This window comes from Bradyrhizobium retamae (assembly GCF_001440415.1).
Classification (GTDB): Bacteria; Pseudomonadota; Alphaproteobacteria; order Rhizobiales; family Xanthobacteraceae; genus Bradyrhizobium; species Bradyrhizobium retamae.
Window position 1 is genome coordinate 44,352 of record NZ_LLYA01000168.1, and the last position, 17,854, is coordinate 62,205.

Below are 17,854 nucleotides of genomic sequence, written 5' to 3' on the forward strand. Positions count from 1 at the left end.
GGCGCTCTTCGCGCCGTGCCCACCAGTTCTTGCATCGATAATGATGGTGGGCACGCTTCGCTGTGCCCACCCTACAAATTCAGCGACTGTCAAATCTTGCCGCTGGCGTCCCGCTGCAGCCGGTTGGCCATCTCGATCAATCGCTGCCAGGCCCGCTCCAGGAACGACATCATGCGATCCATGTCGCGGTCGCTCGGCAGCGGGATTTCGATCTTGCGCTCGCCCTCGGCAACCTTCGGCTCGCTCTTCTTCAGCGAGTCTGATTTCGGCAGCGGCTCCTCGATCTTGCCCTGGGCGGTCGGTTCGCGCGAGGCAAGGTCCGCCTTGAGCCGTTCATTCTCGGCCTGCAGCCGGACGATGTCGGCTTGCTGACGGCCGATTTCCGCGTCCATCGCCGCGCGCTCGTCAGGTACGGCATAGCAGGCCCAGCCCGCACCCGAATTGTTGCAGGTCGAGACTGCGCCGGTGCGAGTGTCGAGGCGAAGGACGCCATCGCCCGCCGGCGACAGCGCGTAGCGGCCGTTCTCGGTCTCCGGCATCGGGCCCGCAAGCGCCTGACCGGCGCCGGCGAGACAAACGGCCAGCACAGTGACGCCGGCCAATTTCGAGGACGATTTCGCTCTGCTCATGGGCTTGCTCCCGCCTCAGGACAGCACCGGTTTCCTCGACCGTCCGGGCGCTTTCAAGGCGCACCCCTACACTCTTGACGTATAGGGCGCGCGGCCGGACTTCAACGCGTCGCCGAGCAATTCGATGCGGTCCTGCCCCCAGAACACCTCGCCATCCAGCACATAGACCGGCGAGCCGAACACATCGGCCGAGAGCGCGTCCTGCCGGTTCTGCTCATACGCAGCGGTGATTTCTTCCGAGCCCGATCGCTCCACCAGTTGCTTGCCGGGCAGCCCCGATTTATCGGCGAGTTTCGCAATAGTTGCGGGATCGGCGAGGTTGAGTTGCTCTTCCCAGACGCCGGCAAAGGCCCGTCGCAAATATCGGTCGGGATCGAGGCCGGCCTCCAGCGCCGCAATCACGACGCCATCGGCCAGACGCGCATTGAATGGCCAGTTCGTCGGCTGCAGGTGGAATTTCAGTCCGCGCTTGTCGCGCCAGCGCTGCAATTCGACCATCCGATAGCGCTGCCGCACCGGATGGCGCTTCATCAGGGGCAAGCCGCCGGTCTCCGAGAACAGATCGACCAGCACCACCGGCTTGTAATTAACCTTGAGATCGTAGGTACTTACCAGGTCACGAAAGGGCTGATGGCCGATGTAGGCCCACGGCGATTGGATCGAGAAATAGTAATCGACCTGACGCGGCATGCGGGCTCCAGGGACGGGGATTTTTCGGTTCGCTTCGGACATCCCAGCAGACCGCCCAAATCCGCGCAAGATCGATCCCTGTGGCAATACTGCTGCACTGCGATCGCAGGTCCACAGGGCAGCGGACGACATTCGAATAATTCCAGAAAAATCAAAGCACTAGCTGGTTACGGCGTAATCTTGACTTGGTTAGACGCGCTAAGTATGGTCCGCGCGGCTTTCAAGGGTGACGGGCGTAATTTCCATCAACCGTTGGTATCGTTTAGAGTCTTGGGCATGGCCGAAGACAAGAACGACAACGCAAGTGGGAATCGCGATCAGCCGTCGTCCGACGAAGCTGCGCTTTCCGCAAGGCTCGGAAGTCTGGATCAACGGTTGTCCGAAATTCGTGACAGCCGGAAACTCAGGACTGATCAACCCGGAACTGAAAGCGGAGACAGGGCTGCCAGAGCATCTGCGATGGCGCTGGGTTTCCGGCTTTCCTCGGAGTTGGTTGCGGGCGTTGTCGTCGGGGCGGCGATTGGCTGGGGGTTCGACCGTTTGTTGTCGACATCGCCATTCGGTTTCATCGTGTTTCTGCTGCTCGGCTTCACTGCCGGTGTGGTCAACGTGGTGAGATCTGCAGGCGTAGCTTCCCGCAGACGCTGAGCATCGACGGGAAGTCACGACATTTGAAATTCGATTGCCGGCCAGGCCGGTGGATAAAGAGCCGCGCGGATGAAAATCGACCCGATCCACCAGTTCAATATCGAACCCCTCTTCACGATCGGCCATATCGGCAACCAAACGATCGCCTTTACCAACTCCTCGCTTTACATGTTCCTCTCGGTAGCGGTGATCTCGCTACTGATGATCGGCGGCATGGCAGGACGGCAACTGGTTCCCGGGCGGCTGCAGTCGATCGCGGAAATCTCCTACGAATTCGTCGCCTCGACGATCCGCTCTACCGCCGGCGCGGAAGGCATGAAGTTCTTCCCGCTGATCTTCTCGCTGTTCATGTTCATCTGCATCTCGAACCTGATCGGCATTATTCCCTACACGTTCACGGTTTCGAGCCACATCATCGTCACCGCGGCGCTGGCCTTCCTGGTTTTCTTTACCGTCCTGATCTACGGGCTCTACAAGAACGGCTTCAAGTTCTTCAAGATTTTCGTGCCCTCCGGCGTGCCGATCTACATCCTGCCGCTGGTCATGTTCATCGAAATCCTGTCGTTCTTCCTGCGGCCGGTCTCCCACAGCGTACGTCTGTTCGCCAACATGCTGGCCGGGCACATCGCGCTGAAAGTATTCGCGGGCTTCGTCGCGATGCTCGGCGTGTCGCTCGGCGCGCTCGGCTGGGTCGGCGGCATGCTGCCGCTGGCGCTCACGGTAGCGCTGACCGCGCTCGAACTCCTGGTCGCGTTCCTGCAGGCCTACGTGTTCGCGATCCTGACCTGCATCTATCTCAACGACGCCATTCATCCGGGACACTAAGCGGTCCGGGGAATTTCCACCCACACCTTTGTCTTACCCCCTCAAGGAGCTATAGAAATGGAACCGGCAGCAGCTAAACTTATCGGCGCGGGCATCGCATGCATCGGCATGGGCGGCGCGGGCGTCGGCGTGGGCATCATCTTCGGCAACTACCTCGCTGCTGCGGTGCGCAATCCTTCGGCGGCCCAGGGCCAGTTCGGCAACCTGATTTTCGGCTTCGCCGTGACCGAAGCGCTCGGCATTTTCTCGCTGCTGATCGCGCTGCTCTTGCTGTTCGTTCCGCTCTGAGCTGCACCCACTCGCGCCGCCTCCGGGCGGCGCGCTGACCGCAACAGGAGACCCCCGTGGCTGAAAAAAGTCCTGGTACCCCGGCCAAGGGCACCGGCGCCCATACCGAAGCCGACGGCGGACACGGCGGAGGATTTCCTCCGTTCGATTCGAGCACGTTTGCTTCGCAACTGGTGTCGCTCGCCATCGCGTTCGTCGCGCTCTATGTGATCGTGTCCCGCTTTGCGCTGCCGCGCGTCGAAAGCGTGATCGACGCACGTCAGAACGCGATCGAGGGCGATCTGGCGGCGGCGCAGAAGTTCAAGGACGAGTCGGACGCGGCGCTAAAAGCATATGAGACCGAACTCGCCGCCGCCCGCTCCCGCGCCCAGGCCATCGGTAGCGAGACCCGCGAAAAGCTAAATGCGGCCGCGGAAGCCGAGCGCAAGACGCTGGAAGACCAGCTCACCGCCAAGCTTGCCGCCGCCGAGAAGCAGATCGCGGCGACGCGGGAAGCCGCCATGAGCAATGTCCGCGGCATCGCAGCGGATGCGGCCGGCGCGATCGTCCAGCGCCTCACCGGCATGCTGCCCGACAGCAAGACGGTGAGCAAAGCCGTCGATGCTTCGTTGAAGGGATAGACCGATGTTCACCGAACCGGAAACCTGGGTCGCGATCGCCTTCGTCATCCTGCTGGTGCTGTTTGCCTATCTCGGCATCCACAAGACGGTGCTGACGGCGCTCGATCATCGCGGCGAACGCATCAAGGCCGAACTTGACGACGCCCGCCGTCTGAAAGAGGAGGCCGCCAAGCTGCTCGGCGAGTACCAGACCCGCCGCGCCAGCGCCGAGCGCGAGGCCGAGGAGATCGTCGCCAACGCCAGGGCCGAAGCCGAGCGCATCGCCACCGAAGCCAAGGCCAAGATGGAAGACTTCGTCGCACGCCGCACCAAGACCGCCGAGAGCAAGATTGCGCTTGCCGAAGCCCAGGCGCTGGCCGACGTCCGCGCCGCCGCCGCCAACGCTGCGGTCGAAGCCGCCTCGACCATCTTGTCGCAGTCGGTGAAGGGCTCGGTCGCCGACGACTTGCTGGCCAAGGGTATTGCCGAGGTTCGCGCCAAGCTGAACTGAGCGGCCCGCACCAACCAAAAAAGCCGGCGCGAGACGATCGCGCCGGCTTTTTTATTGCTTCTTCCTTTTCGGCGCCGGGCGTTCGGGCTTCAGAGCCTGCGGGTCGAAGCCGATATAGAAGATGTATCTGTCGCCATCAGCGCCGGGGGGTACCGGATAGGTGAGATCTTCGGCCACCAGCGTGAAGGGCTCGCTGCCGCTTTCGGTCATATTGACCGTGGTCTGGTAGGCCTTGGTGGCGATGGTCTTCTCAGATATGCCGCCGTGCACCACTGCGACACGTATGGGGACCTGAACCGAAGCCGGCGCGCCGGCGGGGCCTGCGATAACGCGTCCCTGAATGCCGATCCGGGCGGTGATCACACCGCCATTGAGGCTGCATTCGCGGGCCATCTTGCTGATCGTCGCCTGGAACCGCAGGTCGTTGCCTACCGGTTGCTTGCCGGGCGCAGCGACGGCGTAGGTGGAAGCGCCTGACCGGACCGTGACCGGCGGACAGGTCAGATCGCCGGTATCCTGGGGCACCGGCGCGGCAGGCGCGTCTGTGGCCGGCTCGTCCGATTTCCCCCCGAACAGGCTTTTGAAACGATCGGTCAGCGATTGCGCCGATGCCGGCGTGGCCATCGTGCAAGCCAGCCCGCCCGCGACCGCAGCCGCGATCGCTACCCTGAGTAAACGATTGTCACCCATGCGACGTCCCTGCCATCCCCATCATCGTCTATTCCCGCGGCCTTATAGCAGCCCAATGGCGGCGAACCCAAGGCACCCAAAAGGCTTAGAAATCAACGGTTCAGCCGCGGAAATCCTCATGCAGCAGGCCGAACAGCAGATGGTCCTGCCAGATGCCGTTGATGCAGAGATAGCGCCGCGCCAGCCCCTCGCGGGTGAAGCCGCACTTCTCCAGCACCCGGATCGAGGGCGTATTGGAAGGAATGCAGGCCGCCTCGATGCGGTGCAGATTGAGCTCACCGAACAGCGTCGGCAGCAGCACCCGCAGCGCCGCGGTCATGTAGCCGCGGCAGGCGTGAGGCTCGCCGACCCAATATCCGATGGTCCCGGCCTGCACGATGCCGCGGCGGACATTGGCAAGGGTGATGCCGCCGATCATGGCGCCATCACGCTCACGGAAGATGATGAAGGGATAGGAGCGGTCGGCGGCGATATCCTCGGCGTAGCGGCGCAGCCGGCGGCGGAACCCGGCGCGGGTCAGATCATCCGACGGCCAGATCGGCTCCCATGGCGTCAGATAGGTCCGGCTTTGTTCGCGCAATTGTGCCCATTGCGGAAAGTCCGCCATCTGGGGAGCTCGCAGCAGGAGGCCATGGCCGCGCGGCACGAGCGCAGCCGGTCCGCTGGCTGGCAAACGAAACAGGGCCATGCCCACTCTCTCCCGCCCTAACTAGCCCCCCCTCGCCCGCGCTTGCGGGGAGAGGTCGGGGTGAGGGGCTCTCTCCACGAGCCGTATCCGCGGAGAGAGCCCCTCACCCGGCGCTCCGCCGTAGCCGAGGCTGTTGCCTCGGCGTTGCCAAGTACGGCCGCCGGAAGGCGGCGCATGCTCTCTCCCCGCAAGTGGGCCGAGGTTAACAATCTTAATGTAGGAGCGTTTTCGCCTTCGACTGCGTCAATCCTTCCGCAAAAGACACCGCCGTGTCCAGACCCCTTCCGCTGCCAAGCGCGACAACCGCCGGCCGGCTGCGGGACAATAGCGCGTGCGCCGCGTTGCGGGTCGATTCGATGGAGACCGCATCGATCCTGGTGACCAGCTCCTCCACCGTCAGCGGCCGTCCATAAGCCAGCACGTGCCGCGCAAGCTGTTCGGCTCGGGACGAGCAGCTTTCCAGCGCCATCAACAGCCCCGCCTTCATCTGCGCCTTGGCGCGAGCGATCTCGGCTTCGGTCAGGGTTTCCACGGCGTCGTTGATGACGTCGACGATGACCTCCATCATCTCCGGGGCGTCGCCGGGATCGGTGCCGGTGTAGAGGCCGAAGAACCCGGTATCGGTATAGGGCGCGTGGAAGGTATAGATCGAGTAGCACAGGCCGCGCTTTTCGCGCACTTCCTGGAACAGTCGCGACGACATTCCGCCGCCCAGCGTGTTGGTGAAGACCTGCAGCGAGAACAGCGACAGGTCGGTCTGCGGTACGCCTTCGAGCGCCAGCGTCAAATGCGCCTGTTCGAGGTCACGGTGTACCACGCGCGAGCCGCCCTTGCCGAACATCGCCGGTTGCGGCTTCGGCGCCGGCGTGGCGTCGAAGCTGGCAAATTTCTGCGCCGCTTCCTCCACCACGCGCTTGTGGTCGACCGCGCCGGCGGCCGCCACCACCATGTCGGGGCCGCGGTAATGCGTCGCGAGATAGCCGCGCAACATGTCGCGATCGAAATTCTTCAGCGTCTTCGCGGTGCCGAGCAGTGACCGGCCTATCGGCTGGTCCGGAAAGCAGAGCTCGTTGAGGTGCTCGAACACGACATCGTCGGGCGTATCCTGCGCCGCGCCGATTTCCTGCACGATGACGCTCTTCTCGCGCTCGAGTTCATCCGGCACGAAGGACGGATTGGTGAGGATGTCGGAGAGCACGTCGAGCGCCAGCGCTACGTCGGCCTTCATCACCCGCGCGTAATAGGCCGTGGTCTCAGTCGAGGTCCCGGCATTGAGGTCACCGCCGACCGCCTCGATTTCTTCCACGATCTCGCGCGAGGACCGCCGCGTCGTGCCCTTGAAGGCCATGTGTTCAAGAAGATGCGAGATGCCGTGTTCGTTCGACTTTTCGTCGCGACCGCCAACGCCGGCCCAGACGCCGAGCGCCGCGGTTTCCAGATGCGGCATGGTGTCGGTGACGACGGTCAGGCCGGACGGCAGCTTGGTGACATCAACGCTCATCCGGCAACTCCTTGCTTCGCGGCGCGGCTGACCGAGCGCACGAATCGCTCCACCTCGGCTGAATCGTTTTTCATCACCGTGATGTGTTCCGATTTGGTCATGAGGCCGTCGAGCCAGGCCGGCAGTTTCGGCCGCACGCCGCACGCGGCTTCCACCGCATCGGGGAACTTGGCCGGATGCGCGGTCGACAGCACGATGTTGGGGATCTTCGAGTCCGACGTATCGCGATCGGCCACCGCCAGCGCCACCGCGGTATGGGGATCGACGAGGTCGCCGGCCTCGCGCCAGGCGGCGCGGATCGCAGCCGACGTCTCGGTTTCGTCAGCGCGGCCAGCGTCGAACTCCTCGCGGATCGCCGCCAGCATGGCATCCGGCAGCACGAAACGTCCGGACTGTTTTAGCGAGGCCATCAGCCGGCGGACGCCGTCGGCGTCGCGGCGGCTCGCCTCGAACAACAGCCGCTCGAAATTCGAGGAGACCTGGATGTCCATCGAGGGCGAAGCGGAGGCGTGAACTTCGCGGACTTCATAGATACCGGTCTTGAGCGTGCGCGGCAGGATGTCGTTGACGTTGGAGGCGATGCGCAGCCAGCGCACCGGCAGGCCCATCCTCTTCGCCACGTAGCCCGCAAAGATGTCGCCGAAATTTCCCGTTGGCACAGTGAAATCCACGGTACGCGCGGGCGCACCGAGCGCCACCGCCGACGTGAAGTAATACACCACCTGTGCGACGATCCGCGCCCAGTTGATCGAATTGACGCCCGACAGCGAGACCGCGTCGCGAAAGCCGTGATGGTTGAACATCGCCTTCACGAGTGCCTGACAGTCGTCGAAGGTACCCTCGATCGCCAGCGCATGCACGTTGGACGCGCCCGTCGTCGTCATCATCCGCCGCTGCACGTCGGAGATACGCCCGTTCGGGAACAGCACGACGAGGTCGACATTGTCGAGATTGGCGAACGCATCAACCGCGGCGCCGCCGGTATCGCCTGAGGTCGCGACAACGATGGTGGTGCGCTGATTTCGCTTGGCCAGCACGTGATCCATCAGCCGCGAGATCAACTGCATCGCGACGTCCTTGAACGCCAGCGTCGGGCCGTGGAACAGCTCCAGCACGAATTGATGGGGGCTGACCTGGTTCAGCGGCACCACCGCGGGATGGCGGAACGTCGCATAAGCCTCATTCGCCATGCGGCCGAGATCGGCGTCGGAAATTTCGCCCGCGGCAAACGGCTTGATGACGTCAACGGCAACTTCCCAATAGGGCCGGCCGAAGAAGGAGGCGATGGTCTCGCTCGATAATTGCGGCCAGACCTCAGGCACGTAGAGGCCGCCGTCGCGGGCGAGCCCGGTCAGCATCACATCGCAGAAACCCAGGACGGGGGCCTCCCCCCGCGTCGAAATATAGCGCGTCAAACCACCCTCCAAAGGCGCAAGCCCTATGCCAAGCCTTTGATATTAGCCATGAATTAGATTTCGCCAAGCGCGAAGCGAGGGCGCACCATAATGGGTTTTGTGGCCAAGGGGAAATGGCTCGTGGACGAAAAGAGCGGCGCAGGTTGGGGGCCAGCGGCCTCATGGTTCGAGACGCGCGGCGCGGCCGCGCACCTCACCACCATGAGGGCTCCGAGCTGAACACGCCTTCCGAAGGCAGCCTCCAATACGCCACGGCCTATCGGCTCAATTACTGTTGCCTCTGGAATATCGGCTCACCCGCTTTCGCAGGCGACGACAACTGAGTGTGCGCCCGCCCTCACCCATATCGAAGCACATCGACTGGATCGAGCCGCGCGGCGCGCCAGGATGGATAGAGCGTCGCGAGCAATGACAGCGTCAATGCCATGGCCACGACGGCGGCGGTTTCGGCAAAATCGATCTCCGCCGGCAGCTTCGACAAGAAGTAGAGTTTTGGTGGAAACAGCTCGGTATTGGTGAGCCAGGACAGGAATTGCCGGATCGTTTCGATATTCAGGCAAACCAGCATGCCGACGAGCAGTCCGGTCACCGTGCCGAGCACACCGATCGCAGCACCTGCGATCAGGAATATCCGCATGATTGCCCCTCGCGAGGCGCCCACGGTGCGCAGAATCGCGATGTCGCTCCCCTTGTCCTTCACCAGCATGATCAGGCCCGACACGATGTTCAGCGCGGCGACCAGCACGATCAAGGTCAGGATCAAGAACATGACATTGCGCTCGACCTGAAGTGCGGCGAAGAAGGCCGAGGTGCGCCGTCGCCAATCGACGAGGAATACCGGCCGCCCCGCAGCGTCAACTACCGGCCTTCGGAAGCTGTCGACCCGGTCAGGGCTGCCGTCGATAAAAATTTCGATGGCGCTCACGTCATCGGCCCGGTTGAAATAGGCCTGCGCCTCGGCGAGCGGCAGAAAGACCATCACGGAATCATATTCCGACATGTCGATGCTGAACACCGCCGCAACCTTGTACGGCTTGATCCGCGCCATCGTGCCCTTCGACCTCGCTACGCCATCTGGCGCGACCAGCGTGATGTTGTCGCCGGCACGCAGCGACAACTGATCGGCAAGCCTGCGTCCGATCGCGACCCCTTGCCCCTGGTCGAATCCTTCCAGCGAGCCCTGCTGGATGTTGCCGGCGATCGCGGCAAGTTTGTTGAGATCGTCGGAGCGAATGCCGCGAACGAGCACGCCGGAGGCGTTGTGCGCCGACGATGCGAGGGCCGGAGCGTCCACCACGGGAACGGCGAGCCGTATGCCTGGAACCCGACCGATGCGCTCGGTGACGTCCTCCCAGTCCGTCAACGGCTGCTCCAGCGGTTGCACCAGAAGGTGGCCGTTCAGGCCGACGATCTTGCCCACCAGCTCCTTGCGGAAGCCGTTCATGACCGCCATCACGATAATCAGCGTCGCAACGCCGAGCATGATGCCGAGGAAGGAAAAACCGGCGATAACGGAAATGAAGCCTTCCTTGCGACGCGCCCGCAAGTACCGCCCGGACAGCAGCCATTCGAATGCCGAGAACGGCAGGGGGCGCGGATTCTCCATGGTCCATTCATAGCGCGTTTTTGGAACGATTGGCGCGCTAGCTTTGAAGAATGGTTCTCATCCACCGCCATATTCCTGCCATGCCAGATCAGGTGGCGCTTCCTTTGCGGATGCCCTGGGTCAAGCCTCGAAGTTCAATACGCGTTCGCTCAAGCTCAACCGACGTCCGGCATTTCCTCCAGCAGCTTGTCGAGCGTGATCGGATAGTCGCGCACGCGGACGCCGGTGGCGTTGTAGACGGCGTTGGCGACCGCCGCCGCCACACCGCAGATGCCGAGTTCGGCGACACCCTTGGCCTTCATCGGCGACGACATCGGGTCGGTCTCGTCGAGGAAGATCATGTCCTGATGCGGAATGTCGGCGTGAACCGGGACCTCGTACCCAGCCAGATCATGGTTGACGAAGAATCCAGCGCGCTCGTCGACGACGAGTTCCTCCATCAGCGCCGCGCCAACGCCCATGGTCATCGCGCCGATCACCTGACTGCGCGCGGTCTTCGGATTGAGAATGCGGCCGGCGGCACAGACCGCAAGCATCCGGCGCACACGGATCTCGGCCGTGGCGGTATCGACGCCGACTTCGACGAAGTGCGCGCCGAAGGTCGATTGCTGATACTTCTTGTCGATGTCGCCATACTCAATGCCGTCCTCGGCACCGAGGCCGCTATCGCCCGCGGCCTGCGCCAGCGGCACGCGCCGATTACCCGAGCGAACCTCACCATCAGCGAACTCCGCTTCCGCCGAGTTGAAACCAAGTTTTTGCGCGACCGCCTCGCGCAGCTTGACACAGGCGGCATAAACGCCTGCGGTCGAGTTGTTGCCGCCCCATTGTCCGCCGGAGCCTGATGACACCGGGAAGGTCGAGTCTCCCAAACGCACCACCACTTTCTCCATCGGCACACCCATCATCTCGGCCGCAGTCTGCGCGATGATCGTGTAGCTGCCGGTGCCGATGTCGGTCATATCGGTCTCGACGGTTACAACGCCGTTGTTGTCGAGCCGCACACGCGCGGCCGACTTCGTCAGCAAATTGTTGCGAAACGCGGCAGCGACGCCGATGCCGACCAGCCAACGCCCGTCGCCAACCCTGCCCGGCTGCGGATTGCGTTTGTTCCAGCCGAAGCGCTCCGCGCCTGTCCGCAGGCACTCGGTGAGGCGGCGCTGCGAGAACGGCCGCTCCGGCTTCTCCGGATCGACCTGGGTATCGTTGATGATCCGGAACTCGATCGGATCCATGGCGAGCCGCTCGGCCATTTCGTCAACCGCGATTTCAAGCGCCATCATGCCCGACGCCTCGCCCGGCGCGCGCATGGCGTTGCCTTCGGGCAAGTTCAGCACGGCGAGCCGCGTGGCGGTCATGCGGTTGGCGCCGGCATATAGCAGCCGCGTCTGGGCGACCGCGCCCTCGGGCCTGCCGCCGGGCAGATTGCCGGACCACTCTTCATGACCGATGGCCGAGATTTTGCCATCCCTGGCCGCACCGATGCGGATGCGCTGGATCGTTGCGGGGCGATGTGTGGTGTTGTTGAAGACAAAGGGCCGCGGCAGCGCCACCTTCACGGGCCGCCCGGTTGCGCGTGCGCCGAGTGCCGCGAGCAATGCATCCGAGCGAACGAACAGTTTAGAGCCGAAGCCGCCACCGATGAAGGGCGAAATCAGACGAACGTTCTCCTTCGGAATGTCCAGCGTCTTCGCCACCTCCCCCACCCCCCAGGCGATCATCTGGTTCGAGGTCCAGAGCGTGAGCTTGTCGCCATTCCAGGCGGCGATCGAGGCATGCGGCTCCATCATCGCATGCGCCTGATCGGGCGTGGTGTAGTTGGCGTCGAGTTGAACCGGCGCTGCGGCAAATGCGTCGGCAAAATCACCGACCGCGGTATCGGCCGGACCGCCGAATACGGGCCGGGGCTTGGCAATGTCCTTGACCGCCGCGAGATCGAAGGCGCCATCAGTTCGGACATAGTCGACGCGGACGAGTTCCGCGGCCGCGCGGGCCTGCTCGAAGGTATCGGCAACCACGAGCGCGATCGCCTGGTGATAATGCTCGATGTCGGGACCGCCGAGCAGCTTCGCAGTGTTGCGGTCACCCTTGCCGAGCTTGCCGGCATTGTCAGCCGTGACGATGGCGCGCACGCCGGGTGCCGACTTGGCGGCAGAGAAATCCATACCGGCGATCCGGCCCTTAGCGATGGCCGAGCCGATCACGTAGCCGTAAGCCGGATTTGAAACGCCTTCATGGTGCTCGTAGGCATAACGCGCGGTCCCCGTGGTCTTGAGCGGACCATCGATGCGATCGGCGGGCTTGCCGACCACCTTGAGCTGGTCGATCGGATTGATTGTGGCAGGGGTTTCGAATCTCATGGATCAACCTTTCGGATCAGCCTTTCGCTTCAGCCAGCACGGCGCCCAACGTGCGTTCGGCTAGCGCCAGCTTGAATGCATTCTCCCGCGTCGGCCTGGCATCGGCGAGCAACTGTGCGGCGACCGCCTTGGCGCCACGCGGCATCTGGGTCTCGGCCGCCTCGACACGCCATGGCTTGTGCGCGACGCCGCCGAGCGCGACACGCCCCGTTCCGTCGCGCTGCACAATCGCAGCCACCGATACCAGCGCGAAGGCGTAAGAAGCGCGGTCGCGCACCTTGCGGTAGATCTGCTTGCCGCCGACGGGTTTTGGCAGCGTCACCGCCGTGATCAACTCGCCCGGCATCAACGTCGTTTCGATATGCGGCGTATCGCCGGGCAGACGGTAAAATTCGGCAATCGGGATCGTTCGCGTCGCGCCGTCGGGCTGCACGGTTTCGACGGTGGCATCGAGCGCGCGCATCGCCACCGCCATATCGCTCGGATGGGTCGCGATGCAGGCTTCGCTTGCGCCTACAACGGCATGCTGGCGGCTGAAGCCGCCGATCGCCGCACAGCCGCTGCCGGGCTTCCGTTTATTGCAGGACTGATTGGTGTCATAGAAATATGGGCAGCGCGTTCGCTGCAGCAGATTTCCTGCGGTCGTCGCCATGTTGCGCAATTGCCCCGAGGCGCCGGCGAGCAACGCGCGCGACAATACGCCGTAATCGCGCCGTACCCGCGCGTCCGCGGCGAGATCGGTGTTGCGCACCAGCGCGCCGATGCGTAGTCCGCCCTCTTGCGTCGACTCGATCTTGTCGAGTGCAAGGCCGTTGACGTCGATCAGATGGGCCGGCGTCTCGATCTCGAGTTTCATCAGGTCCAGGAGATTGGTGCCACCGGCGATGAATTTGGCATCGGGCTTGCGCATCGCGGAAGCCGCAGCCTCAGCCGGCGTGCGGGCGCGTTCGTAGGTGAATGATCTCATGCGGGCCTCCCGGCGACTTCCGATATTGCCTCGGCGATGTTGGAATAGGCGCCGCAACGGCAGATGTTGCCGCTCATGCGCTCGCGGAGCTCGGGATTGCTGAGTTGCGGCGGCGCCTTCAGGTCGGTAGTGACGTGGCTCGGGATGCCGGCCTTGATCTCGTCGAGCACTGCGACGGCCGAGCAAATTTGTCCCGGCGTGCAATAGCCGCATTGGTAACCGTCATGCTTGACGAAAGCGGCCTGCATCGGGTGCATGTTCTCAGGCGTGCCGAGCCCTTCGATGGTCGTAATGCGCTCGCCTTCGTGCATCACGGCGAGCGTCATGCAGGAATTGATCCGCCTTCCGCCAACGATGACGGTGCAAGCGCCGCACTGGCCATGATCGCAGCCCTTCTTGGTGCCGGTGAGATGCAGGTGCTCGCGCAGCGCATCGAGCAGCGTGGTTCGTGGGTCGAGCGTGAGGCCGCGCGCCGCTCCGTTCACGGTCAACGAGACTTTCCATACGGCAGAGACGTCGGCGACGGCAGCCTCCACGGCAGGCACTTGCGCATTGACGATGGACGGCGCGGCCGTCAGCGCTATTGATGCGGCGCTTCCCGCCAACAGCTTACGCCGCGATAATTCGAAGTCGCTCGGACTTTTCATGTCATGTTCCCGTTTGTGCTTTTCGCCCGGATCACATTCGAGACAGGGCGCGGTCTTTACCGCTGCCCGCGTGAATTATCCGGCTGCGCTCCTGTAACTGCGCCGCGTTCCGGCTGTTCCTGGCCGGCGTTCACGTTTGATAGAGCGCGACGGTACGAGCGATGCGGAGCCCAACATCGCAGCCGCAGGCGACGCTCTATTAGAATCGTAGAATTGGTTTGTACCTATGAATTGGATTCATGAATGGCGCGGCAAAACTTCAGCCATCTCACCGCGTTCCTTGCAGTGGCGCGCGAAAGAAGCTTCACCCGGGCGGCGGCGCAGCTTGGTGTTTCACGCCGTTTTTGCCGTGCTGGTTGAGGCGCTGGTTACCGGCGCTGGTGCTTGTCGCCGGCCCAACAAAAAGGGCCGCAGGCGAACCTGCGGCCCTCTCTCCTGGAAGGGTCCGTCACTGATTTGTGCAGACCTTCATGGTTTTCATGCTGGTGTCGGCCGCCATCCTGGTCGCGCGCCACCTGAAATTCGGCGGCGCTTGAATGATGACGACAAACGCGCGAGGGAATCGATTGTTCCAGTTATTCCCGATCTTGCCGAGGATGGACCGTCGGACAAGGCGGCGGCGAACTAGTCTTTCTGGGGTCGTTCCAGGCTTTTGAGATATTTCAGCCCCTCGACCGCCAGTAGCTCGGTGTCGGTCTCGCCCGCCATGCAGCGCTGCCGGATAAAACGCTGGAGGCTGGCGCGGCGTGGGTCGTTCTCGTCGATACCGCTGTGGATCAGCAGGTAGACGCTCCAGGCCCGTGCAAACGCGGCTTCTGCGATATCCGGGCTGTTCATCCAGCTCTCCTTGCAAATGCTCCGCAAGGTTACTTTGCCAGTTTTTCCCGTCAACTGGCGACAGACTATCCGGTTAATCTTCTTGCTTGGTCGCTACGGAATAAAAGTCGATTTGCGGGATGATGCGCGAATTGCAGCGCGAACGGATCGCCCCGTTCAGCCGAGCCCCATCTCGACCGCGATCCGGATCAAGTCCGAATGGTTCTTGGCGCCGAGCTTCTGCTTGAGCAGCGAGGTGGTGTTGGCAACCGTTTTGTAAGAAATCTCCAGCGCGTCGGCGACTTCGACGATCTTGTCGCCCCGGCCCAACAACCGCAGGATTTCCAGCTCGCGCGCCGTCATCAGCGATGCGGGATTGGCCTTGATCGACGCGCCTGAAAACGTCACCGCCTCCGCCAGTTGCGGTGAAATGAAATTCTCGCCCGCGGCCACCTTGCGGACGGCCCTTACCAGCATCCGGGGATCATCGCCCTTCGAAACATAGCCCTGCGCGCCCATCTCGATGGCGCGAACGACGAACGCCGGATCGTCATTCATGCTAAACATGATGATCCTGGCGCCCGGATCGTCCTTGCGGATGCGCCGCATGAGCTCGAAACCGGAAACGTCCGGAAGCTTGATGTCGATAACCGTGACGTCGGGCTTCCTGGCAAAATAGGCGCGGTGGCCGGACTTGGCGTCGGTGGCCTCCTCGATCTTGACGGAATTGTCCGAGGCGAACAGCGAACGGCAACCGGACAGGACCACCGGATGGTCGTCGACGATCAATACCTTCGTTGCCGATCTGGCGGAATTTTGCATCATCCATCCCCTTTCGGGATAAATAAGCGGTTGGCGGTATTTGAAAAGAGAAATCTTGGGTTGCGGGAACTAGAATAGTGCAAATGTGGGAAAGGCTCTCTCTTAGAACACGGTTATTGCTGCCGCTCGGCCTGATGTTCGTGGCCGCCCTGCTGGCCGGAGCTGTTTCGCTCCAGATCTTTGCCTCTGCGCACCTTGTGGAGGAAGCCCAGCCAGGGACTCGCTCGGCCAGAACGGTCGCGGCGGCACTCAACGCAGCGCTTGGAGCCTCGGCCAATCCGCAAGCAACCCTCGAAGCATTCGTGCAATCGCTGGGAACGTCGGAAACAATCCGGTTTCGGCGCCTCGGGACCGACCTCGATGTTCACCCTCCCGAGGTGCAGACCCCCCTGGGAACGGTGCCTGAATGGTTCGTCCACCTCCTCGCCATCCCCGAATTCGGGACAGCCTTCCCCGTGATGGTCGAGGGGAAGCAGGTCGGGGATATCATATTTGCGCCGGACATGTCCGCCGACATCTACGAAAAGTGGATCGGATTTCTGGCGATCGCCTGCTCCGGAATTGTCCTGATGCTGCTGACGGGGGCGATTGCCCATTTCACCGTGCGCTCCGCATTGGTACCGCTGCAGAATCTGGGCGACGGCCTGACCCGCATGCGAACGGGGAATTACGAACAGCTAATTTCCCCTGCCGGTCCGCCCGAGGTCCGCAGGAGCGCACAGGAGGCCAACGAACTCGCACGCACCCTCAATCGCCTCAGCCAGGATAATCGCAGCCTGCTGCGCCGGATCATGTCGCTGCAAGATGACGAGCGGCAGGATATGGCGCGCGAGCTCCATGATGAACTCGGGCCGCTGCTGTTCGGGATCCGCGCCAATACGGTGGCGCTCTTGGAAACCATCCCGTCCGCGAACGCGGAGCTGAGGAGCGCGGCCGATGGCATTCTGCAGTCGGTCGAAACCTTGCAGCAGGCGAACCGCCGCATCCTCGACCGCCTGCGGCCGCTCTACATTCAGGAGCTCGGCCTGGAGAAGAGCATCCAGACGCTGCTGCGGAATGCGAAGGCGCAGTCGCCTGATCTCAAGGTGACGTCGCAGATCGACGCGGCACTGAACGAGGTCGACGGCCTGCTGTCGCAGACGGTCTATCGCGTGATCCAGGAGGCGGTGACAAATGTGCTCCGCCACGCCAAAGCGAAATCGATGCATGTCGCGACAGGCATCAACGAGCGCGAAGTGATCGTGGAAGTATCCGACGACGGCATCGGCTTTCCGGCGGATCGGGTATTCGGCCGGGGACTGACGGGAATGCTGGAGCGCGTTCGAGCGCTGAGCGGGACGCTTGAATTGCTGCGCGAGGCAGGGCGCACCAGCGTTCGTTGCCGGCTTCCGGCGGGCGATTCCGCCTCACATTCGCAACACGCAGAACGAGGCTAGAGCCTTTTTGGTTCTGATCGAATCAGAACCGGCCTCTAGATTTTTGTTCTGACGCGTTTTCTTGACGCGAACCGGTGTCTACCCACGGATCAAGTCCGAGGGCATGCTTCGCTGGAAAACGCTTTGCGGTCAGTCGCCCTCAACGGCGGCAACTTCCCGGCACAACGCCTGGCCCGAGGGGGCACAGGTGGTCCGCAGGATCTTGGCGTCACGCGAAAAGGTGAATGCGATGCGGACGGGCGCGCCTTCGTGGCTCAGGTAGTCGAGCACGACGCCGTCAGCGGTCGGCGTGATTTCCTCCAGCCCGAATGCGGTGGGTGCGATCGCGTCGAGGCGCGGCCGCCAGTAGGATTCAAGTCCGGCGCGGCCTTCACTGACCTTGGCTTCGCCGCACCGGCATTCGGCAATCGCGTCATCAGCATAGAGGTCGAGCAATGTCGCGAGGTCGCGATTGCGGCACGCGTCCAGCCAGTCGACCACCAACGCTACTTGATCGAAATCATCAGCCAATTTCGCGATCCCATCCACGTTGCCATACCTTGTCCCGAGTGCTGACCCGGGTGACGGAGTATGGCGATCGTCGTGAATGGACACTGAACGGCCTATCTCCCGGAACTCACCGTGGTACTAAGTGATTGTGCGGAACAAAGGTTCCATCAGGCTAGGGTCTGTTGGGATTCAGGATTCTCATCCGGGCTTGGTTGTGATTCAAGCTA

The 17,854-nt window shown here is 62.9% G+C and carries 19 protein-coding genes and 1 pseudogene; 7 read left to right on the forward strand and 13 right to left on the reverse strand.

Annotated elements, in window-relative coordinates; translation table 11 throughout:
• Positions 1-89: 89 nt before the first annotated feature.
• Together CQ13_RS24845 and CQ13_RS24850 are read right to left on the reverse strand one after the other, a co-directional pair.
• Entirely contained in the window at positions 90-629 is a 540-nt protein-coding gene (locus CQ13_RS24845) for a hypothetical protein (protein WP_057845466.1), read from the reverse strand.
• A 66-nt stretch (positions 630-695) separates the two neighbouring features.
• Complete coding sequence (locus tag CQ13_RS24850; RefSeq protein WP_057845467.1) at positions 696-1,319, reverse strand: 2-hydroxychromene-2-carboxylate isomerase; 624 nt, start codon at positions 1,317-1,319, stop codon at positions 696-698.
• 276 nt (positions 1,320-1,595) lie between these two features.
• On the opposite strand from CQ13_RS24850, the gene CQ13_RS24855 reads away from it, so the two are divergent.
• The 5 genes from CQ13_RS24855 (at position 1,596) to CQ13_RS24875 (ending at position 4,190) form a co-directional block, all read left to right on the forward strand.
• On the forward strand, positions 1,596-1,967 hold the full coding sequence (locus CQ13_RS24855) for an AtpZ/AtpI family protein (protein WP_057845484.1): 372 nt from the start codon (positions 1,596-1,598) through the stop codon (positions 1,965-1,967).
• Between the two features lie 69 nt (positions 1,968-2,036).
• Positions 2,037-2,792, forward strand: coding sequence for a F0F1 ATP synthase subunit A (locus CQ13_RS24860; RefSeq protein WP_057845468.1), 756 nt, complete (start codon positions 2,037-2,039; stop codon positions 2,790-2,792).
• Between the two features lie 57 nt (positions 2,793-2,849).
• Positions 2,850-3,080 (forward strand): F0F1 ATP synthase subunit C, encoded by a 231-nt coding sequence (locus CQ13_RS24865; protein ID WP_016847054.1) that lies wholly within the window; start codon positions 2,850-2,852, stop codon positions 3,078-3,080.
• Positions 3,081-3,136: 56 nt separating this feature from the next.
• The gene (locus tag CQ13_RS24870; RefSeq protein ID WP_057845469.1) at positions 3,137-3,700 is read left to right on the forward strand and encodes a F0F1 ATP synthase subunit B family protein; all 564 of its coding nucleotides are present in this window, start codon (positions 3,137-3,139) and stop codon (positions 3,698-3,700) included.
• 4 nt (positions 3,701-3,704) lie between these two features.
• Positions 3,705-4,190: a F0F1 ATP synthase subunit B family protein gene (locus CQ13_RS24875; protein WP_057845470.1), complete on the forward strand. Its 486-nt coding sequence runs from the start codon at positions 3,705-3,707 to the stop codon at positions 4,188-4,190.
• 51 nt (positions 4,191-4,241) lie between these two features.
• On the opposite strand, the gene CQ13_RS24880 is transcribed toward CQ13_RS24875, so the two are convergent.
• From CQ13_RS24880 to paoA, 8 genes are all read right to left on the reverse strand, one after another.
• The gene (locus tag CQ13_RS24880) at positions 4,242-4,880 is read right to left on the reverse strand and encodes a hypothetical protein (RefSeq protein WP_057845471.1); all 639 of its coding nucleotides are present in this window, start codon (positions 4,878-4,880) and stop codon (positions 4,242-4,244) included.
• A gap of 100 nt (positions 4,881-4,980) precedes the next feature.
• Positions 4,981-5,568: a GNAT family N-acetyltransferase gene (locus CQ13_RS24885; RefSeq protein ID WP_057845472.1), complete on the reverse strand. Its 588-nt coding sequence runs from the start codon at positions 5,566-5,568 to the stop codon at positions 4,981-4,983.
• 211 nt (positions 5,569-5,779) lie between these two features.
• Positions 5,780-7,069 (reverse strand): M16 family metallopeptidase, encoded by a 1,290-nt coding sequence (locus CQ13_RS24890; protein ID WP_057845473.1) that lies wholly within the window; start codon positions 7,067-7,069, stop codon positions 5,780-5,782.
• Positions 7,066-8,484: a threonine synthase gene (gene thrC / locus CQ13_RS24895; RefSeq protein WP_057845474.1), complete on the reverse strand. Its 1,419-nt coding sequence runs from the start codon at positions 8,482-8,484 to the stop codon at positions 7,066-7,068. The genes CQ13_RS24890 and thrC overlap by 4 nt, the downstream gene beginning before the upstream one ends.
• Positions 8,485-8,821: 337 nt before the next feature.
• Positions 8,822-10,090: a lipoprotein-releasing ABC transporter permease subunit gene (locus CQ13_RS24900; RefSeq protein ID WP_057845475.1), complete on the reverse strand. Its 1,269-nt coding sequence runs from the start codon at positions 10,088-10,090 to the stop codon at positions 8,822-8,824.
• Positions 10,091-10,245: 155 nt separating this feature from the next.
• Complete coding sequence (paoC, locus tag CQ13_RS24905; protein WP_057845476.1) at positions 10,246-12,450, reverse strand: aldehyde oxidoreductase molybdenum-binding subunit PaoC; 2,205 nt, start codon at positions 12,448-12,450, stop codon at positions 10,246-10,248.
• Positions 12,451-12,466: 16 nt separating this feature from the next.
• A complete protein-coding gene (locus CQ13_RS24910; RefSeq protein ID WP_057845477.1) occupies positions 12,467-13,417 on the reverse strand; it encodes an FAD binding domain-containing protein in 951 nt (316 codons plus the stop codon).
• Positions 13,414-14,064 carry an aldehyde dehydrogenase iron-sulfur subunit PaoA gene (gene paoA, locus CQ13_RS24915; RefSeq protein WP_057845478.1) on the reverse strand — a complete coding sequence of 217 codons (651 nt, stop codon included), beginning with the start codon at positions 14,062-14,064 and terminating at the stop codon, positions 13,414-13,416. The genes CQ13_RS24910 and paoA overlap by 4 nt, the downstream gene beginning before the upstream one ends.
• Before the next feature lie 243 nt (positions 14,065-14,307).
• On the opposite strand from paoA, the pseudogene CQ13_RS41485 reads away from it, so the two are divergent.
• Positions 14,308-14,403, forward strand: a pseudogene (locus CQ13_RS41485) (LysR family transcriptional regulator); the annotation flags it as partial.
• Between the two features lie 285 nt (positions 14,404-14,688).
• Here the strand turns inward: CQ13_RS41485 and CQ13_RS24920 are convergent.
• The gene (locus tag CQ13_RS24920) at positions 14,689-14,901 is read right to left on the reverse strand and encodes a hypothetical protein (protein ID WP_063800142.1); all 213 of its coding nucleotides are present in this window, start codon (positions 14,899-14,901) and stop codon (positions 14,689-14,691) included.
• Between the two features lie 156 nt (positions 14,902-15,057).
• A complete protein-coding gene (locus tag CQ13_RS24925) occupies positions 15,058-15,702 on the reverse strand; it encodes a response regulator transcription factor (protein WP_057845485.1) in 645 nt (214 codons plus the stop codon).
• Positions 15,703-15,818: 116 nt separating this feature from the next.
• On the opposite strand from CQ13_RS24925, the gene CQ13_RS24930 reads away from it, so the two are divergent.
• The gene (locus tag CQ13_RS24930) at positions 15,819-17,138 is read left to right on the forward strand and encodes a histidine kinase (RefSeq protein WP_347337056.1); all 1,320 of its coding nucleotides are present in this window, start codon (positions 15,819-15,821) and stop codon (positions 17,136-17,138) included.
• A 129-nt stretch (positions 17,139-17,267) separates the two neighbouring features.
• Here the strand turns inward: CQ13_RS24930 and CQ13_RS24935 are convergent, their stop codons facing one another.
• Complete coding sequence (locus tag CQ13_RS24935) at positions 17,268-17,732, reverse strand: nuclear transport factor 2 family protein (protein WP_347337057.1); 465 nt, start codon at positions 17,730-17,732, stop codon at positions 17,268-17,270.
• Positions 17,733-17,854: the final 122 nt, after the last annotated feature.